The organism is Peristeroidobacter soli, from assembly GCF_004138485.1.
In the GTDB taxonomy this organism is placed as follows: Bacteria; Pseudomonadota; Gammaproteobacteria; order Steroidobacterales; family Steroidobacteraceae; genus Steroidobacter; species Steroidobacter soli.
Window position 1 is genome coordinate 38,868 of record NZ_RYEV01000011.1, and the last position, 15,748, is coordinate 54,615.

The 15,748-nt window shown below is 60.9% G+C and carries 12 protein-coding genes and 2 pseudogenes; 10 read left to right on the forward strand and 4 right to left on the reverse strand.

The window, feature by feature from the left end; translation table 11 throughout:
* Positions 1-236 precede the first annotated feature (236 nt).
* From EKO19_RS36235 to EKO19_RS36245, 3 genes are read left to right on the forward strand one after another with little or no spacing between them, the layout of a single operon-like run.
* The gene (locus EKO19_RS36235; protein WP_157995602.1) at positions 237-2,021 is read left to right on the forward strand and encodes an arylsulfatase; all 1,785 of its coding nucleotides are present in this window, start codon (positions 237-239) and stop codon (positions 2,019-2,021) included.
* A 55-nt stretch (positions 2,022-2,076) separates the two neighbouring features.
* Positions 2,077-3,057 carry a transporter gene (locus EKO19_RS36240; RefSeq protein WP_129782325.1) on the forward strand — a complete coding sequence of 327 codons (981 nt, stop codon included), beginning with the start codon at positions 2,077-2,079 and terminating at the stop codon, positions 3,055-3,057.
* A gap of 55 nt (positions 3,058-3,112) precedes the next feature.
* Positions 3,113-4,090 carry an MBL fold metallo-hydrolase gene (locus EKO19_RS36245; RefSeq protein WP_129782326.1) on the forward strand — a complete coding sequence of 326 codons (978 nt, stop codon included), beginning with the start codon at positions 3,113-3,115 and terminating at the stop codon, positions 4,088-4,090.
* A gap of 123 nt (positions 4,091-4,213) precedes the next feature.
* Here EKO19_RS36245 and EKO19_RS36250 read toward each other — a convergent pair whose 3' ends face one another.
* Complete coding sequence (locus tag EKO19_RS36250; protein WP_129782327.1) at positions 4,214-5,020, reverse strand: UrcA family protein; 807 nt, start codon at positions 5,018-5,020, stop codon at positions 4,214-4,216.
* Positions 5,021-5,220: 200 nt separating this feature from the next.
* Between EKO19_RS36250 and EKO19_RS36255 the strand changes: the two genes are divergently transcribed.
* Together EKO19_RS36255 and EKO19_RS36260 are read left to right on the forward strand one after the other, a co-directional pair.
* A complete protein-coding gene (locus EKO19_RS36255; RefSeq protein WP_129782328.1) occupies positions 5,221-6,348 on the forward strand; it encodes an amidohydrolase family protein in 1,128 nt (375 codons plus the stop codon).
* The gene (locus tag EKO19_RS36260; protein ID WP_217705821.1) at positions 6,345-7,847 is read left to right on the forward strand and encodes a hypothetical protein; all 1,503 of its coding nucleotides are present in this window, start codon (positions 6,345-6,347) and stop codon (positions 7,845-7,847) included. Before EKO19_RS36255 ends, EKO19_RS36260 begins: the two co-directional genes overlap by 4 nt.
* 114 nt (positions 7,848-7,961) lie before the next feature.
* On the opposite strand, the pseudogene EKO19_RS36265 reads toward EKO19_RS36260, so the two are convergent.
* Positions 7,962-8,225 (reverse strand): annotated as a pseudogene (locus EKO19_RS36265) (IS21 family transposase); the annotation flags it as partial.
* Positions 8,226-8,290: 65 nt separating this feature from the next.
* Here EKO19_RS36265 and EKO19_RS40105 point away from each other — a divergent pair.
* Positions 8,291-8,565, forward strand: a pseudogene (locus tag EKO19_RS40105) (pyridoxamine 5'-phosphate oxidase family protein); the annotation flags it as partial.
* Positions 8,566-8,692: 127 nt separating this feature from the next.
* On the opposite strand, the gene EKO19_RS36275 reads toward EKO19_RS40105, so the two are convergent.
* Together EKO19_RS36275 and EKO19_RS36280 are read right to left on the reverse strand one after the other, a co-directional pair.
* Positions 8,693-9,709, reverse strand: a complete 1,017-nt coding sequence (locus EKO19_RS36275) for a FecR family protein (RefSeq protein WP_129782330.1) — start codon at positions 9,707-9,709, stop codon at positions 8,693-8,695.
* A gap of 4 nt (positions 9,710-9,713) precedes the next feature.
* Complete coding sequence (locus EKO19_RS36280; RefSeq protein WP_129782331.1) at positions 9,714-10,259, reverse strand: RNA polymerase sigma factor; 546 nt, start codon at positions 10,257-10,259, stop codon at positions 9,714-9,716.
* A 152-nt stretch (positions 10,260-10,411) separates the two neighbouring features.
* On the opposite strand from EKO19_RS36280, the gene EKO19_RS36285 reads away from it, so the two are divergent.
* The 4 genes from EKO19_RS36285 (at position 10,412) to EKO19_RS36300 (ending at position 15,735) form a co-directional block, all read left to right on the forward strand.
* The gene (locus EKO19_RS36285; protein WP_129782332.1) at positions 10,412-12,943 is read left to right on the forward strand and encodes a TonB-dependent siderophore receptor; all 2,532 of its coding nucleotides are present in this window, start codon (positions 10,412-10,414) and stop codon (positions 12,941-12,943) included.
* Between the two features lie 77 nt (positions 12,944-13,020).
* Complete coding sequence (locus EKO19_RS36290; RefSeq protein ID WP_129782333.1) at positions 13,021-14,541, forward strand: serine hydrolase domain-containing protein; 1,521 nt, start codon at positions 13,021-13,023, stop codon at positions 14,539-14,541.
* A 547-nt stretch (positions 14,542-15,088) separates the two neighbouring features.
* Entirely contained in the window at positions 15,089-15,340 is a 252-nt protein-coding gene (locus EKO19_RS36295) for an AbrB/MazE/SpoVT family DNA-binding domain-containing protein (RefSeq protein WP_129782334.1), read from the forward strand.
* A complete protein-coding gene (locus EKO19_RS36300; RefSeq protein ID WP_129782335.1) occupies positions 15,337-15,735 on the forward strand; it encodes a type II toxin-antitoxin system VapC family toxin in 399 nt (132 codons plus the stop codon). The genes EKO19_RS36295 and EKO19_RS36300 overlap by 4 nt, the downstream gene beginning before the upstream one ends.
* The last annotated feature ends 13 nt before the right edge of the window (positions 15,736-15,748 follow it).

Here is a 15,748-nt window from a genome sequence, read left to right on the forward strand (position 1 = left end):
CTACCTACGCATCGTACCGACGGGACGCGAGTACTAAAACTGGCTTCTGCCGGCGATCCACATTTCGGTGCAGATCCAATGCAGCACATCCGGGAGGCGGTTGCGGCCCGCGAATGCCGAACGCCACGCTTCGCTCGATGACTCTGCAGGAGCTTCTACCAATGACACGAACCGCCCCTGCTCGTAAGCACCACTCGCTGGACTACGACGAGCCCGAGGCCGCGCCAGGAGCGCATGTGAAGAGACCATCTATCTGCATGGTCGCGGGCTTTATCGCGGCGTTATTCACCGTGACCGTTCAGGCGCAGACGCAGGTGAAGAAGCCGAATATCGTCATCATCCTCGCCGATGACATGGGTTTCGCCGACATGGGCGCGTTTGGCGGCGAGATCAAGACACCCAACCTCGACTCGCTTGCGAACGAAGGCATGCGCTTCACGAACTTCTATACACACGCAAGCTGCTCGCCAACCCGATCGATGTTGTTGAGCGGCGTCGATACGCATTTGAATGGCCTGGGCAACATGGACGAGTGGACCGCGCCCAACCAGCGTGGCGTTCCCGGCTACGAAGGCTACCTCAACGACCGCGTGGTGACGCTCCCACAGCTGCTGAAGGACGCGGGCTACCACACGTACATGGTTGGCAAATGGCATCTGGGCAAGGCGCCGTCGCAGATCCCGGCTGCGCGCGGATTCGAGCGTGACTTCTCGCTGCTCGACGGCGCGGGCAGCTACTGGGACATGACGAATTTCACGAACGCATCCCCGAAGTCGGTGTTCACCGAGGATGGGCGCTATCTGAGGCGGCTGCCGAAGGACTACTACGCGACCAAGACATACACCGATAAGCTGATCAAATTCATCGATGACAACCACGGCGATGGCAAACCCTTCTTTGCCTACGTCGCGCATCAAGCACCGCATGATCCATATCATCTGCCGCGGGATTGGCGTAATCGTCACGTTGGCACGTACGACCAGGGTTGGGATGCCATGCGCCAGGCAAGGCTGAAGCGGCAGATCGATCTGGGCATCATGCCCGCAGGCACATCGCTCTCCGAGCGCATGTGGTTCGTGCCTGATCCGACGTTGCTTGCTCCGGCGACTCGAAGCGTCCTCGGCAAGAAAATGGAACTCTATACCGGCATGGTGGAGAACCTCGACTTCCATGTCGGCCGGCTCATCGACCACCTCAAGAAGATCGGCGAATACGAGAACACGATATTCATCGTGTTCGGCGACAACGGCGCGGAGGGGAGCGATCTGTTCGCCATGATCTCGGGCACGCCGGGTACGCGCGACTACCTGTTCGCGGCAATCAACTGGTCGCAGACCAATCCGAACGCCTGGGGCGATCCGGGATCGTACGTCGCTTACGGGCCGATGTGGGCACAGGTGTCCATGACACCCTTCAGCCAATACAAGGGGTGGCTCGCCGAAGGCGGCATCCGTAACGCGCTCATCGTTAGCGGCCCCGTGGTGAAGCGGCCCAAGGGAAGTATCAATCACGGGCTCCTGCACGTCGCGGATCTCATGCCGACGCTGCTGGAAATTGGTGGCGCCAGCTATCCAAAGACACACGAGGGGCACGAACTGCCGCCGCTCATGGGGAAGTCCTGGGGGCGGGTGCTCGCGGGCCAGGAGGAATCGCCGCGAACGGACCAGGATTATCTCGCGTGGGAATTGTTCGGCAATCGAGCGGTGCGGCAAGGCGAGTGGAAGCTGCGCTGGCAATTCAGGCCATTGGGTAAGGGCGATTGGGAGTTGTTCGACCTCAAGTCCGATCCCGCCGAGCGCAAGGACCTCGCCGCGGAGCGTCCCGAAAAAGTGAAGGCGATGGTCGAGCTCTGGGACAGCTATGTGCGCGCCGACAACGTGGTGCTACCGAATCGCTCCGTGTTCGAGACGCTATATGACCAGCTTCCCCCGCGCGTTCCGGACGACCCGGGATACCCGCCGCTTACGAGCAAGCGGCAATTCGTGCCTCCAAAGGACATGATGGCCGATCCGAAGCCCTGAGCGTTGTCGACTCAATTGGCATCACGGTTGACTGCGGAATTGCGCGGGAGGTCCGATGAGAGCGGTGATCTGGTTGCGATGGTCGGTTGCAACGATGCTCACCATCGGATTGCTCGGCGCAATGCAAGCTCAGGCTCAGGTCCCGGCGCGTTTCTATTGGAAGACTTTATCGGGCGCCAATGCGGTGCCACTCATTTTCGAGTCGATCAGTGGCAACACGAACCCTTTCGACCCTTCTCACACCGTGACAGCTGGCGCGAACTTCGATGCCACGCTGGCGATGGCAGGCTATGCGCGCACCTTCACTTTGCTCGATCGCTCAGCCTTGGCTGCGGTCATCTTGCCCATGGGGCGGATCTCCGGCTCGGTCACCGCGGCTGGCAATTCAGTCACGCAATCGGCCGATGGGTTCGGCGACCCGATGATCGAGTTTGTCGTCAATCTTCTGGGCCCGCCGGCGCAGAAGAACCTTCCCGACGTCTTGCGTTATGAGCCGGGATTCTCCGTGGACTTGCTCGCCGACCTGGCAGTGCCGGTTGGCGAGTACGACAGCAGCCAGCAGCTGAATATCGGACAGAACCGCTGGTATGGACGCCTGGGCCTGCCGGTGATCTGGCAACTCGGCGCATGGGTGCCGGGCCGGCGTACGACCCTGGAGTTCCTGCCCGGTGTGTGGCTGTTCGGGTCCAACGACGACTACGTTGGGCAGTCGTTGAAGACCGATGCGCTGTTCCAGCTGGACGCGCACCTGACACACGACTTCACCGAGCACGCCTGGGGATCGCTCGACGCCGCCTGGTACAGCGGCGGCAAAGCGAGCATCAACGGTGTGTCGGGAGAGAAGCTCGACAACTTCGGCCTCGGACTCACTCTCGGTTACCAGATCAACGACAACCTGAACCTCACTTTCGGCTACAAGTCGACGCTGAACGATGAGGCGCCGGACGACCTCCGCATGGATGGTTTCATGATCACGCTGGTGCTCGGTTGGCATCCGCTCCTGGAAGGCGCGCGACGGCTGCACGGCGAGAAGTAACTTCACCGCAGAGGCAAGAGGCAATGGGAATTTCCCGAGCCAGGAGACTCAGACCATGAAGATGGAGCAGGTCAGCGCCAATTGTTTTGCCGTCTTGAATGAAAAGAACCTCGTGTGCGATGCCAATTCGGGCCTCATCAATCTCGGTGGCGGCGTGGTCATCGATACGCAGTCCGATCTCGCCCATGCGCGTCAGATGATCGAGATATTCGGCAAGGTCTGGCCGGGCATACCGAAACGCGTGATCAACACTCACGAAGACGCCGATCATGTGTGGGGGAACCAGCTCTTCAAAGGCGCCGAGATCATTGCCCAGCGCAGGGCGGCGGAACGCATGAAGCACGTCGCCGACCCGCAGGAAACGCAGCAGTTGCTCAAGGCGGCGAATGGCTCGCTGTCCAGCCTGCTGCTCAAGATGCTTCATCCCGGCGCGCTGGCCATCGCCAAACAGTTGGCGCGGGACTACAACTTCGATGGCATCGAGCTCGCGCTGCCAACGACCGTGTTCGATGAGCGCTGCGAGCTCAATCTCGACGGTACGCCGGTTCACCTCATCTTCGTGGGGCCATGCCACCAGGCCGGAGACACGATCGTGCACGTGCCGGAGGAGGGCGTGCTGTTCGCTGGCGACGTGCTCTTCCGCCTGTGCACCCCCATGGGCTGGACCGGCACCTACGCAAAATGGATCGAGACGCTCGATCTCATCATCTCGCTCCAGCCAAAAATCGTGGTGCCCGGACATGGGCCGGTGTGCGGGCTCGACGCGGTGGCGCAGATGAAGGCCTACCTCGAATACATGCGCAGCGAATCCAAGCGCTGCTTCGAGAAAGGGCTGACTTCCCTGCAGGCGTCCGAGCAGATCGACCTCGGACCGTATGGCACATGGCGTGCCCCGGCACGTCTCTATCTGAATGTCGAGCGGGCCTATCGGGAATTCCGCCATGAACCGTCGGACAAACCTTGGGATTCGGCGAAGAGCTTCGACGCCATTTACAGAGTCGCTAAAGCGCGCGGCATCGAGGTTGAGTTCTGAGCTGGTCAACCTGGCAGGACGACGTTGGCTGTGGCCGACGCTGTTGATGATCGAGTTGTTGGACAGTACGCCCTGATAATCAATTCGCCCCAGGCACGGTGCGGGTACGTAAAGAGTTCGCTTTCAGCGCGACGCGCGGCTTGCGGCGTCGATCGCCTTGCGCATATCGGGCATGGCGCCTTCGATGGCCTTGTCGATGCATTTTCTCTTGGTGTCGCCTTCGGCGGCGACGGGATATTTCTGCTCCAGCTCGGTGCAGGCGGAATACGCTGCATCTCGGATGCGAGTATCGAGAACCTTCTCGCCTGAGGCTGTTGCCAGGCTGATGTCTGTATAGCTGACCACACGTTTAGCCGTGACAACCTGAGTCTTCTCGCCGCGATCACCGCGCGCGGCCTCGACTGTGATCCCCTCTCTCGTCTGTATCCCAGGAGGCGGGGCGACATACGCAGGCCCGCGTTGCTCGGCGGCGTCGATTGCTTTCTGCGCATCGGCCATAGCGCTTGCAACAGCATCATCGATACATTTCTGAGTGGTGTCGCCCTCAGCCGCGATCTGATACTTCTGGTCCAACTCGCTGCAGGCGGAAGTTGCCGCATCCCGGATGCGAGTCTTGAATACCTGCACGCCCGAGGGCGTCGTGAGGCTCAGACCGGCATAACTCACTAGGCGCTTTGTCGAGACAGTTCTGGTCTCGGCGCCAATTGCGGAACGGCCGAGGCTCGTGGCTTTCACAATGATCTCCTCCTGGGCGGCGTGCTCCTGTGCGGTTACCGCGCAGGGTATTGCGGTCATCGCAAAAGCAAGCGCCACGGAGGCGAGCGTTGGAGGTTGGCAAGTATGGCTGCGCATGGAGAGTTCCCGCATCGGACGATCACTGAGCTCATGATTGCCATGACGCTCGACTGAGACTCTCAACGTGACAAACATGAGGTTGCGCCGGCTGCCGATCGAGCCACATTCGTACCGAGGGCAGGCTGCGGATCACGCCACCTCGATCGTCAGTTCTGAGATGTGTCTTCTCGGCATCGTTCGACGACTTTCGCTCGGCCCATGCCGGCTGCCCCCTCTACATACAGACCCATGCTGCGGCTCATTACACGATCGATAGAACGTCGGGAGTGAGTGGGATGTCACAGCATTTGAATCGCAGCAGAGCTGGTTACGGTCGCGTATTGCTCCCAGGCGTGTTCTTGTGCGTGCTGAGCGCCGAGGTCAGTACAGCGCAACTCGACGATGCCTATTTGTTTCACGACTCGCACTTTCACCTGACGAACTACGTGCAGAAGGGCACGGACATTCGCGACTATCTCGCAATCATGGGCGACAAGATCGGCCGCTCGACGCTGTTTGGCATTCCCTTGCAGCAAACCTGGTCACACGAGAACTCCGGCGATTTCGCCCCGACGTATTACCTGCAATCCGACGCGCCGTTGTATTACTACTCGTTCACGGACGCGTACATCGCGATGGCCTACCGCTCGCTGACACCGGAACAGCAACAGCGACTCGACCCGATGATCACGGGATTCAACCCGGCGGACATGTACGGCGTCGATCATATTAGGCGCGTGCTCGAAACATTTCCCGGCGTGTTCACCGGCATCGGTGAATTCACGATTCACAAAGAGTTCGTCTCCTCGAAGGTGGCCGGCGAGATTGCGAGCCTGGCCGACCCGGCGCTCGACCGCATCCTGGACTTTGCCGCCGAAGTCGGACTGGTCGTGATCCTTCACAGCGACATCGACATGCCCTTTGCCAAGGTCAACGAGGAGCCGGTGTTCTTGTCGCAGATGAAGTTGCTACTGCGCCGCCATCCGAAGGCGACGATCATTTGGGCGCATACGGGCCTGGGACGCGTCGTCCATCCGGTGCAGGTGCAAGCCGTCGCGGGTTCAGCCGAGCGCGATGCCAATCACCTCGAGATCATCTCCGGCATGATCGAGGACCCGACACTGCGGCATGTTTACTTCGACATCTCATGGGACGAGGTCGCGAAGTACGCGGTCTCCTCGCCGGAGGTCGAACGCAGGACGGCTGCGGCGTTCAACAAGTACTCGGATCGCTTTCTGTTCGGCACGGACAATGTCGCGCCTCAGGATCAAGCAACCCAGCTGCGGGTCTTTCACATGTGGGATCCGGTGTTCGCGCGGCTGACGCCAGCAGCCAGCCGCGCCATTCGAAAAGGCAACTACGAACGACTCTTCGATGCAGCTCGCCAACGTGTGCGCGCGTGGGAAAAGGCGAACGTCAAATGATGGCTGTGGCGAATCGAGCTTGGCTAACGGTGGCCAGTCTCGCCGCGCCGATTTGGGCGTTCGCTCAGGCGCCGGCGTCAATCGGCACCGAAGAGCGGCAAAGTATCGAGAAGCAGTTGATCGAGCTGCGTGAAATGCGACGGGACATGGTCCGCCGCATGCAGGATTGGGATGAGCGTATCGCCGCGCTCGAGACCGAGCTTCAGGCCGCGTTGCCGGAATCCGCCGCTCAGCGCTCGCCAGGTGCTCCGGTCTCCACGATCGGCGAGCCACCGACGGAAGGCAACGTTGCGCAAAAGGATCGCTGGGGTGCATTCGAACCTGGTCGGGGCTTCGTGCTCGCCCGCACCGAGCTGGGTGAGGTCGACTTCAGCGTCTTCAGCTATGTGCGCTACCTCAATCAGCGCGCGCTCGACCACGACTACACTGATGCGTTCGGCCGCACGACGCGACTCGATCTGCGCAACGACATTCAGTTTCAGAAAGTGACGCTGAACTTCAAGGGTTGGTTCATCGATCCCGACTTTCGCTACCTCTTCTACACCTGGACTTCGAACACCAGCCAAGGAGATCCCGCGCAAGTCGTCGTTGCGGGAAACTTGAGCTACACGTTCAACGAGCATCTGTCGCTCGCCGCGGGAATCGGTGCGTTGCCGACGACGCGCTCGACGAATTCCACGTTTCCGAATTGGCTCAAGAACGATCACCGAACGATTGCGGACGAGTTCTTCCGTGGCTCATATACGACTGGCGTATGGGCCTCAGGTACGATCGTTCCCGGACTTCGCTATCGCGCGATGATCGGCAACAATCTGAGCCAGCTCGGAGTCAACGCCGCGCAGTTGGACGACAGCTTCAACACAGCATCCGCGGCGGTGTGGTGGATGCCCACGACCGGCGAATACGGTCCCGGTGCGGGTCTCGGCGATTTCGAGCAGCATGAGCGCCCCGCAACTCTGCTCGGCGCTCACTTCACTCACAGCCGCGAGGATGCGCAGGCGCAGCCGGGGACGGAAGGTTTCGAGAATTCGCAGCTGCGCCTGTCGGATGGCACGCTGATCTTCAGCCGTGATCCGTTCGGCACGGGCGGCGTCATTCGCAAGGCGACTTACGAGATGCTGGCGCTCAACTCCGGCGTCAAGTACCGCGGCTGGTCGCTGGAGGGCGAGTTCTACTACCGCTGGCTCGATGACTTCCTGACCGTTGGGCCGATCCCGGTCTCCGAACTCACCGATTACGGCTTTCAAGTGCAAGGATCGACTATGCTATTGCCGCGGAGGCTGCAGGCCTATGCGGCGTACTCGAAGATTTTCGGCGACTACGGCGAGCCCTGGGATGTGAGCGTCGGCGTGAACTGGTTCCCGTTCGAGCGCAAGGAAACGCACTTCAGCGTTCAAGCTCTCTACTTGAAGGACTCACCGGTCGGGTACAGCAGCGTGCCGTTCGCCGTCGGCGGCAACGGCTGGGTGCTCTCGACCGACGCCATCGTGAACTTCTAGCTTGCAACGCTCGCCATTGCGAAGAACTGCGCGAGCTGATCGACGGCCAAGCGAGCGAGGACAGTGTGGCGTAAGGTTTCCATCGTATGCTGCGTCAACATGAGGCCTCCGATGTTAGTTGTAATACTCTGCGCCACGTACATTGGGATGCTTGGGCAGATCGAGCGGTTCAGGCGCCGCCGCTGAGTGCTGGTCACGCCCGGTCTTCAAGATCGACAGCACACTCTTGCGAGTGGGACTTTGTAACTTCACCGCTACGGCGCTCGCTGCCTCGAGTCGCGCCTGTCCGTACTGCCGTGACAGCGACAGCAGTCCCAGACACGCCCGATAACCCTGCTCCGGGTGGGGCTTGCTCTTCAATAGATGCTCAACGACTGCGCCGGTGTGGTTCAGGCCAACCGAATACTCGCTGGATTGCACCACGAGTACTCGTTGGCGCGCGCGTGAACAAGATCGACTCGGCCAAGAGCGGTCTGGCTGAGATAGTTGCGGACCACAACCGACAGTCCGACCGGTTCGGCGAGAACGAGATCGCGTTCATGTCGGAGCGAGGCAGGTTCTATATCGCGTCCGTGTCTGAAACGGGTTGGCCCTATATTCAACATCGCGTGGGCCGAGGCGATTTCTCGGGGGCATCGACGATCGCACGCTCTCGTTCGCCGACTATCGCGGGAACCGCCAATACATCGGCACGGGCAGCTTCATGGCGAACGAGCAAGAGATTGCCGAGGCTGTCCAGCCGGCTGCGTCGTATCCGTGCATGATGACTCGCGCCATGCATGAGGACTGCTCGAGCCTCGAATGTTACTTTTTACTCACGGCTGGAGCGCTGATCTCGTCTCGGCTCAACGTCTGCGGATCGTCACCGCCTCGCCGTCATTCCCCACCACGATTTCCGGGTCGTGCCGCAGGAATTCCAGCAGCGCCTGTGGGTCGTCGGCATTGAAGACGCCGTTGAGTTCGCGTTGCGCGACTTGCGGATCATCGATACGGATCTGCATGCGATTGAAGCGATTGAACTCGCTGGCGACGCTGCTCAGCGAGGCGCCCCGAAAATCCAACTTGCGCTGACGCCAGGCGATCTGGCGCGCCACCTCATCCGCCGAGTGTAGCGCCACACGGCCATCGTTGCGAATATCCGCAACCTGGCCAGCGGCCAACAACTGTGCCGCGCCATTCTTCGGAGAGATCCGTACGATGCCTTCCACAACGGCAACGGTGGTCATCTCATGGCGGCGATAAACGTTGAATTCGGTACCGACGGCCTGAATGACCGCGTGTTCGGTGATGACGCGAAAGGGACGGCTCGCGTCGTGCTCGACGGAGAACAGCGCTTCGCCGTCGAGCAGACGGACGTCTCTCGTCGCCGCCGAAAGATCCACCTCGATACGTGAGCGCGCATTCAATTCGATCCGCGACGCATCCTGAAGCTTGATCGTGCGTTGTTCGCCGATTGCAGTTGTGTAGCGCGGCGTCAGCAGTGCGCCGGCGATCAGCCAGGTGAGCAATGCCACGGCGGCAAGCCCTGCGGCAAGGCGCAGCTTGGAGAAATGCGTCGGCAATTTCTCCGGCATCGAAGCGGGCGGCCTCGTGACTGAGGCCGAGGCGGATGCATTCAACGCCACGATGTTGGAAGCTTCCTCTGCCGACCATTCACCGATGAGCCGGCCGGCGTCGATGCTGCTTGCCCCCTTCAGTGCGTCCAGTTCCTGGTAGGCGGCCGAGACCAGCAGAAAGTTCTCCACATGAAGCGGTGACTGCGACAGCCAGGCCGAGAACTCCGCTTTGCATCCGGCGGTCGGCTCCGCTTCCAGTCGAATCAGCCAGCCGGCTGCGTCTTCGGTGATCTGTCGTACGTCCATGTGGTTATGCCTTTGGTCCGGTGTTGTCGAATTCGTGCTTGAACTGGGCGACCGCACGAATCAGGTAGGTGTAGACGGTCGCCTTGCTCAGGTTCAGTCGCTGCGCGATCTCCTCCGGGGAGAGGCCGTCGCGCTTTCTCAGTAGCAGCACGATCTGATAGCTCTTGGGCAAGCGCCGCAGGACGGTGTCGATCTGCTGTGCCGTGCTGATGCGTTCGCTCACCTCATCCCGCCAGACATCATCCGAGCGCTCGGCGAGCCCGTCGGCGACTTCGGAGTCGAAGGTCACGTGGTTGCGGCGCTGGCGGACATGAAACTCGTAAACGAGATTGGACGCCAGCCGGTAGAGCAGCGCCTGCGGCTCCCGGATGGTTTCCTGGGCCGAGATCTGCAGGAAACGCAGGTAGGCGTCCTGCGAAATGTCATCGGCGTCGCGCGGGTTGCGCAGCCGAAACACCAGGAATCGATGTAGTCGCTCACGGTACTGCTCGAAGGCCGATTGCGCGGCGGCGCGTACGGACTCATTCTCATCGAAGCGGATGGGACTCATGCCTCAGGAGAAGACGCTAGGTTCCTGGACAGTGAGACTGTCCGGGCACGATACTTTAGGGACAGAATTTTATTTCGATCTCTAAAGTACCCGCCCCGCACAGTCTACTCGACCAAGAGCGGTCAACATTACACCGCCATGGGGAGTCGACGATGAAAGTTCTGCATTCGGGCATTCTGGCACCATGCATGGTGGCGACCTGTCTTCTGGCCGGGCCGTCAGGAGCGGCGACCAACCAAGTGCCGGCGCCAAGGATTGCGCTGAACATACCGGCTCAGCCGCTGAGCGACGCGTTGAACGTCCTGGCGCATCAGTCCAATGTCCAGGTGGTTTTCTATAGCGATGTAGGGCAGGGGCTGGCGGCCGAGAAGCTGGAAGGCTCGTTCACGGTCCGCGAAGCGCTCGAGCAGTTACTGGCAAAGACCGAGCTCACGTATGAGTTCGTCAACGATGATGTAGTCCGCATCCTGCCGAAGCAGACCACCGGTAACGCGATGCGCCGGATCTCGCAGGTCACGGAGCATGAGACTGCGCGCGCTGGGGGCGCCGCCGCCCTGAACATCGACGAGGGCGTCGAGGAAGTCCTGGTCTTCGGTACGCTCGAGAATCGGCTGAGTGCCGGCTCCAAATCGGGGTTGTCGCTGCGAGAAACGCCGAAGTCCGTGACCTTGGTGACCCGCGAGCGCATCGAGGCGCAAAACCTGACATCGCTCAACGATGCGCTCAACCAGACCACTGGTGTCACGTTGAGCAGCTTCACCTCGGTCAGCACTTTCTTTTTCTCGCGCGGATTTCGAGTGCAGACCCTGCAGTTCGATGGCGGCGCGCCTGCCTACGATGGCGGTTATGGGTTGTTCCTCACGCCGGATACGGCGGTCTACGATCACATCGAGATGCTACGCGGTGTCGATGGCATGTACAGCGGTGCCGGCGAGCCGGGCGGCGTCATCAACCTGGTGCGAAAGCGCGCCAAGTCGATCCCACAAAGCAAAGTCAGTCTGTCCGCCGGCAGTTGGAATCGCTATCGCGGCGAATTCGATCTGACCGGTCCGATCACCGAGGATGGCCGCCTGCGTGGCCGCGTGGTCGCGGCCTACGAAGACAAGGACTATTTCTACGATCGGGGCGAATCGAACAAGTCGGTGTTCTTCGCCACCGGTGAGTACGACCTTACCCCGAGCACGCTGCTGATCGCCGGGGCGAGCTACGAGCGTCGCAAGGAAGATGGCTATTTCACCTGGGGCTTCCCGCGCTACACCGACGGCCGGGCGCTGAACCTGCCGACCAGCACGGCGTTCAACCCGAAGTGGGCGCATTGGTATTTCACCAACCAGGAAGTGTTTCTACGCGCCGAACAGAAGTACGGCGACACGGGCGTCATCAAACTGAACATGACGCGCTTCGCGCAGAAGAGCGAGAACCGTCAGTTCATCAACTACGGCGGCGTCGAACCGATCACTCGCACCGGCACCATCAGCTATGGCGGCGGGACGGACTACGACTCGGCGGAGAATCTGGTCGACCTGTCGTTCAACGGCACGCTCTCGCTGTTCGGGCTCGAGCATCGATATACGTTCGGTGCGGATTATTCGCAGGTCGACGGCGGTGGCCAGAAGGACTTCGATCTGCCGGGTTACGGCTATCCGGGCCCCGCGGTCGATGTATTCAATTTCGATCCTGGCGCCTACCCGGAACCCACCGCGGTCCTCTCGGGGTACTACCCGGAGAACGGTCAAACGCAGAACGGTTTCTATGCCACGGTGGGCGTGCAGTTGGCCGAGCCGCTGCGCTTGACGCTGGGCGGTCGCTACGGCGAATACCGTTTCAAGCGGATTTATCGATCCGTGGCGCCTGATGGAACGTTCGGTGCGCCCGGCACCCTGCGTTATGACGACAGCAAGTTCATTCCCAGCGTGGCGTTGAGTTTTAACTTTGCCGAGGATTGGTCGGCCTACGCGAGCTTTGCTGAAACGTTCAAGCCGCAGGGGAACTTGCTGCGCGCCTCCGGCGGTTCGCTGGATCCGATCACCGGCGACAGTCTCGAGCTGGGTATCAAAGGTGAGATCGCAGGCGTCCTCAATGCGTCGGCGGCGGTCTATCGCATGACGCGCAATGGGCAGGGGGTGAGGGATCCCGCCTTCCCGCCGACGCCGGGAAATAACGGTTCGAGCTGCTGCTACGTGCAGCAGGCAGACATTACCAGTGAGGGTGTCGATCTCGAAGTCAGCGGCACGGTGGCCCGCGGCTGGCAGCTGTTTGCCGGCTACACCTTTAACAGCAACCGTTACGAGGGCGACAGCAGAGGGTTGTACTCCGCGGGCGCGTACTTCCTCAACATGACGCCGAAGCACATGATGAAGATGTGGACGACGTGGCAGCTGCCGGGGGAACTGTCGCGTTGGACCGTCAACGGTGGCGTGCTGGCACAGACCGAAAGTTACGTAACGGGGACCGCGCTGACCACGCCTGGCGGTACGACTTACGCACCGTACCGGTTTGCCCAGAGCAGCTATGCGATCGTGAACGCATCCGTGCAGTACGAGATCAGCGATCGCTGGTCCGTGGGCCTGTACGGCGACAACTTATCCAACAAGACGTACTACCAGACGCTGGGCCTGCCTTCTTCGGAAAATGTTTACGGCACACCGCGCAGCTACATGCTGACCCTGCGGGGCAACTGGTAGGCAGCCGCGATTCCTGAGGCGAAGTCAAACAGTCGGGCGGCATTGGCCGCCCGGCTCATTCCATTGCGGAAGGTGCTATGAAATCCTGGCTGGGATCGTTTGTTTCCATCGCATTGGGCTCGGCCTTGCTGAGCCACGGTGCGCTGGCGGATCGCTTCGACGGCGTGCGGGAGGCGGTCCGCCGCCACATGCAGGAGAAAAAGGTGCCGGGTCTGGCCGTGGCGGCCTGGCGGGACGGCAAGATTCTTTGGGAGGAGGGGTTTGGCTGGGCGGATGTGGAGAATCGCGTGGCCGCCACTGAGCACACGATGTTCTGTCTTGCGTCGGTATCGAAGACATTGACGGCCGTCGGTGTGATGACGCTGGTGGAGGCGGGCAAGGTCGATCTCGACCGGCCGGCCAACGACTATCTCGGGCCGGACAAAATGAAATCCTGGATCGGCGATCCGAACGCGGCGACCGTGCGCCGACTCGCCAATCACACCGCGGGGCTCACCGGTAGCAGCCAGTTCTTCTATGGCGAGGAAGCCAGGCAACTGCCGTCGATGAGTCAGACCATCAGTCGTTACGGCATCCTCGTGGCGCCGGCAGGAGAGCGTTATCGATACTCCAACATCGGTTACGGCATCCTGGGTCATCTGATCGCGCAAGTGTCTGGAAAGAGCTATGGGGACTACATGCGCCAGGATGTGTTTCTGCCGTTGGGAATGACACATTCCTCGTTGAATCTCGCGCCGGGGCTCGAGAAACATCAGGCCGTGCGCTATGACTTCGACCGGAAGCCACTGCCGTTCTACGAATCCGCCGAGCCGGCATCGGCGTCGATCTATTCCAGCGTGCACGATCTGGCGCGCTTCGGACTGTTCTTTCTCAACAATCGGCAGGCGGATCAGGCTGCCATCCTGAGCGCGCGGTCGATCGCGCAGATGACCGGGCAATTGGTCCCGCAGAATGCGCCTGTCGGCTCGGAGACCGCGAAATCCTACGGCGTAGGCTGGATGGTGTCGCAGGAAGGCGGCTATGAAGTTATCTGGCACGAAGGCTCGACCTCCGGTGTCGGCACGGCGCTGTATCTGGTTCCCGGGAAGAAGGCTGGCGTGGCGATTCTGTCGAATGCCGATGGCGGCGCGTCCGGCCTTCACTCCATCGTGCTCAAGAGCCTGTTGCCTGAGTGGCGCGAGCGAACACCGATCGACAGCGCCGCACCCGTCCCCTCCGCGCCATCTCAGCCGAGCGCGCAGTTGACGGGCAAATGGCGAGGCATCGTGCAGACCTATGAGGGCGAGCAGCCCATCCAGTTGCAGATCCTCGGCACGGGTGATGTGCACATCCGTGTGGGCGGGCCGCCGAAATTCGCCGGCCGCAGCACGTTGCAGCAGGAGGCTCTGCTCAATGATGTCACTTTCAACAATGGCGCCCTGACCGGCACGTCGCTCGCGAGCATTGCGACGTCGGATACGCAGCGTCACCCATCGACCTTGTCGTTGCACCTGCAACTGCGAGGCGACGTGCTCAATGGATATGTAAGTGCGGAGTCGATCTACGAGGGTCGGTGGGGCTATTCATTGCCGTACTGGGCGGAGCTCAGGAAACAATAGGTGCGACTGTCACTTGCTGGCTGCCGACCAACTAGATTGATAGGGCCATCAGAACGCTTCAGCAAGCGATTCTGCAGCCCCTGTAGAGCGCCGGGAGAGAGTCGGTGGAATGCTCAACTTCTATCATCGAGAAGCGGCTTGACGACGGAATTTTCAGATACTACGCGGTCGAGGGCTTCAACTCGATCTGGGGCTACTTGAAGTCTGCCGCCCTCAAGGCCGGCGTCATCGCTCCGGGCCAGCGTGTCACGCTGCAGGGCTTGAAGCGTCGAGGTGTAACAGACACTAAAGGATGAAAATTCAGCGAGAAAGGGTGCAGATTCGGCGTCCAATTTTATAGAGGCTTTCGCGTGTACTCCTCGAGCGCTCGTCCGGATTGGATGGAGGAAGAGTTTCACTGATTTATCGGCGATACCCGCTCACGCCATGGAAAAGCGGCCAAACCGCAAGTGATGGGATTCTCGAGCAGTGCGACGGCCTGCTCATTGAAAGTAAGGGGAGTTGCCTTACATTTGGAGCCTTAAGTGCTCTGAAGGAGGGTTCCCCAATGTCGTCGCTTACCGTGACAACGAAGGGCCAGGTCACGCTCAAGCGGGACCTGCTGCAGCACCTTGGCGTCAAGCCAGGGGAGAAGGTCGATCTTGAAAAACTGCCAGGTGGAGAGCTTCGGGTGCGCGCGGCGCGGCCGGTCGGCAGCATCGACGGCTTCCTCGGACTGCTCGCGGGCAAGACGGACAAGGTCGCCACCATCGAGGAAATGAACGAGGCCGCCGCTGCCGGCTGGGCGGGCGAGCGGTGAAGGTCACTGTCGATACCAATGTGCTCATCCGCGGTGTCGTGCGCGACGACACCAAGCAGGCCCGCGCCGCCGACAAGGTACTGAAGCAGGCATCGCTGATCGCGGTCTCGCTGCCGTGCCTGTGCGAATTCGTCTGGGTGCTGCGTCGGGTGTACGGCTTCGACGCCGCAACGATCGCCGTCGCGATGCGCGCATTGCTCGATACCGCGAACGTGGTCATGAACCGTCCAGCCATCGAAGCCGGACTTGCACTGCTGGCGGCTGGCGGCGACTTCGCCGACGGCGTGATGGCCTATGAGGGCGCCTGGCTTGGTGGCGACACCTTGGTGTCCTTCGACAAGAAGGCGATCGCGTTGTTGAAGAAGCAGGGCCAGGCCGTGCAACTGCTGTCCTGAGCGCGGACGACGG

Coding starts and splice junctions, on each gene's coding strand:
- EKO19_RS36245 (WP_129782326.1), top strand. CDS start 3,113: ATGAAGATGGAGCAGGTCAGCGCCAATTGTTTTGCCGTCTTGAATGAA.
- EKO19_RS36240 (WP_129782325.1), top strand. CDS start 2,077: ATGAGAGCGGTGATCTGGTTGCGATGGTCGGTTGCAACGATGCTCACC.
- EKO19_RS36280 (WP_129782331.1), bottom strand. CDS start 10,259: ATGAGTCCCATCCGCTTCGATGAGAATGAGTCCGTACGCGCCGCCGCG.
- EKO19_RS36290 (WP_129782333.1), top strand. CDS start 13,021: ATGAAATCCTGGCTGGGATCGTTTGTTTCCATCGCATTGGGCTCGGCC.
- EKO19_RS36275 (WP_129782330.1), bottom strand. CDS start 9,709: ATGGACGTACGACAGATCACCGAAGACGCAGCCGGCTGGCTGATTCGA.
- EKO19_RS36255 (WP_129782328.1), top strand. CDS start 5,221: ATGTCACAGCATTTGAATCGCAGCAGAGCTGGTTACGGTCGCGTATTG.
- EKO19_RS36295 (WP_129782334.1), top strand. CDS start 15,089: ATGTCGTCGCTTACCGTGACAACGAAGGGCCAGGTCACGCTCAAGCGG.
- EKO19_RS36285 (WP_129782332.1), top strand. CDS start 10,412: ATGAAAGTTCTGCATTCGGGCATTCTGGCACCATGCATGGTGGCGACC.
- EKO19_RS36250 (WP_129782327.1), bottom strand. CDS start 5,020: ATGTTTGTCACGTTGAGAGTCTCAGTCGAGCGTCATGGCAATCATGAG.
- EKO19_RS36260 (WP_217705821.1), top strand. CDS start 6,345: ATGATGGCTGTGGCGAATCGAGCTTGGCTAACGGTGGCCAGTCTCGCC.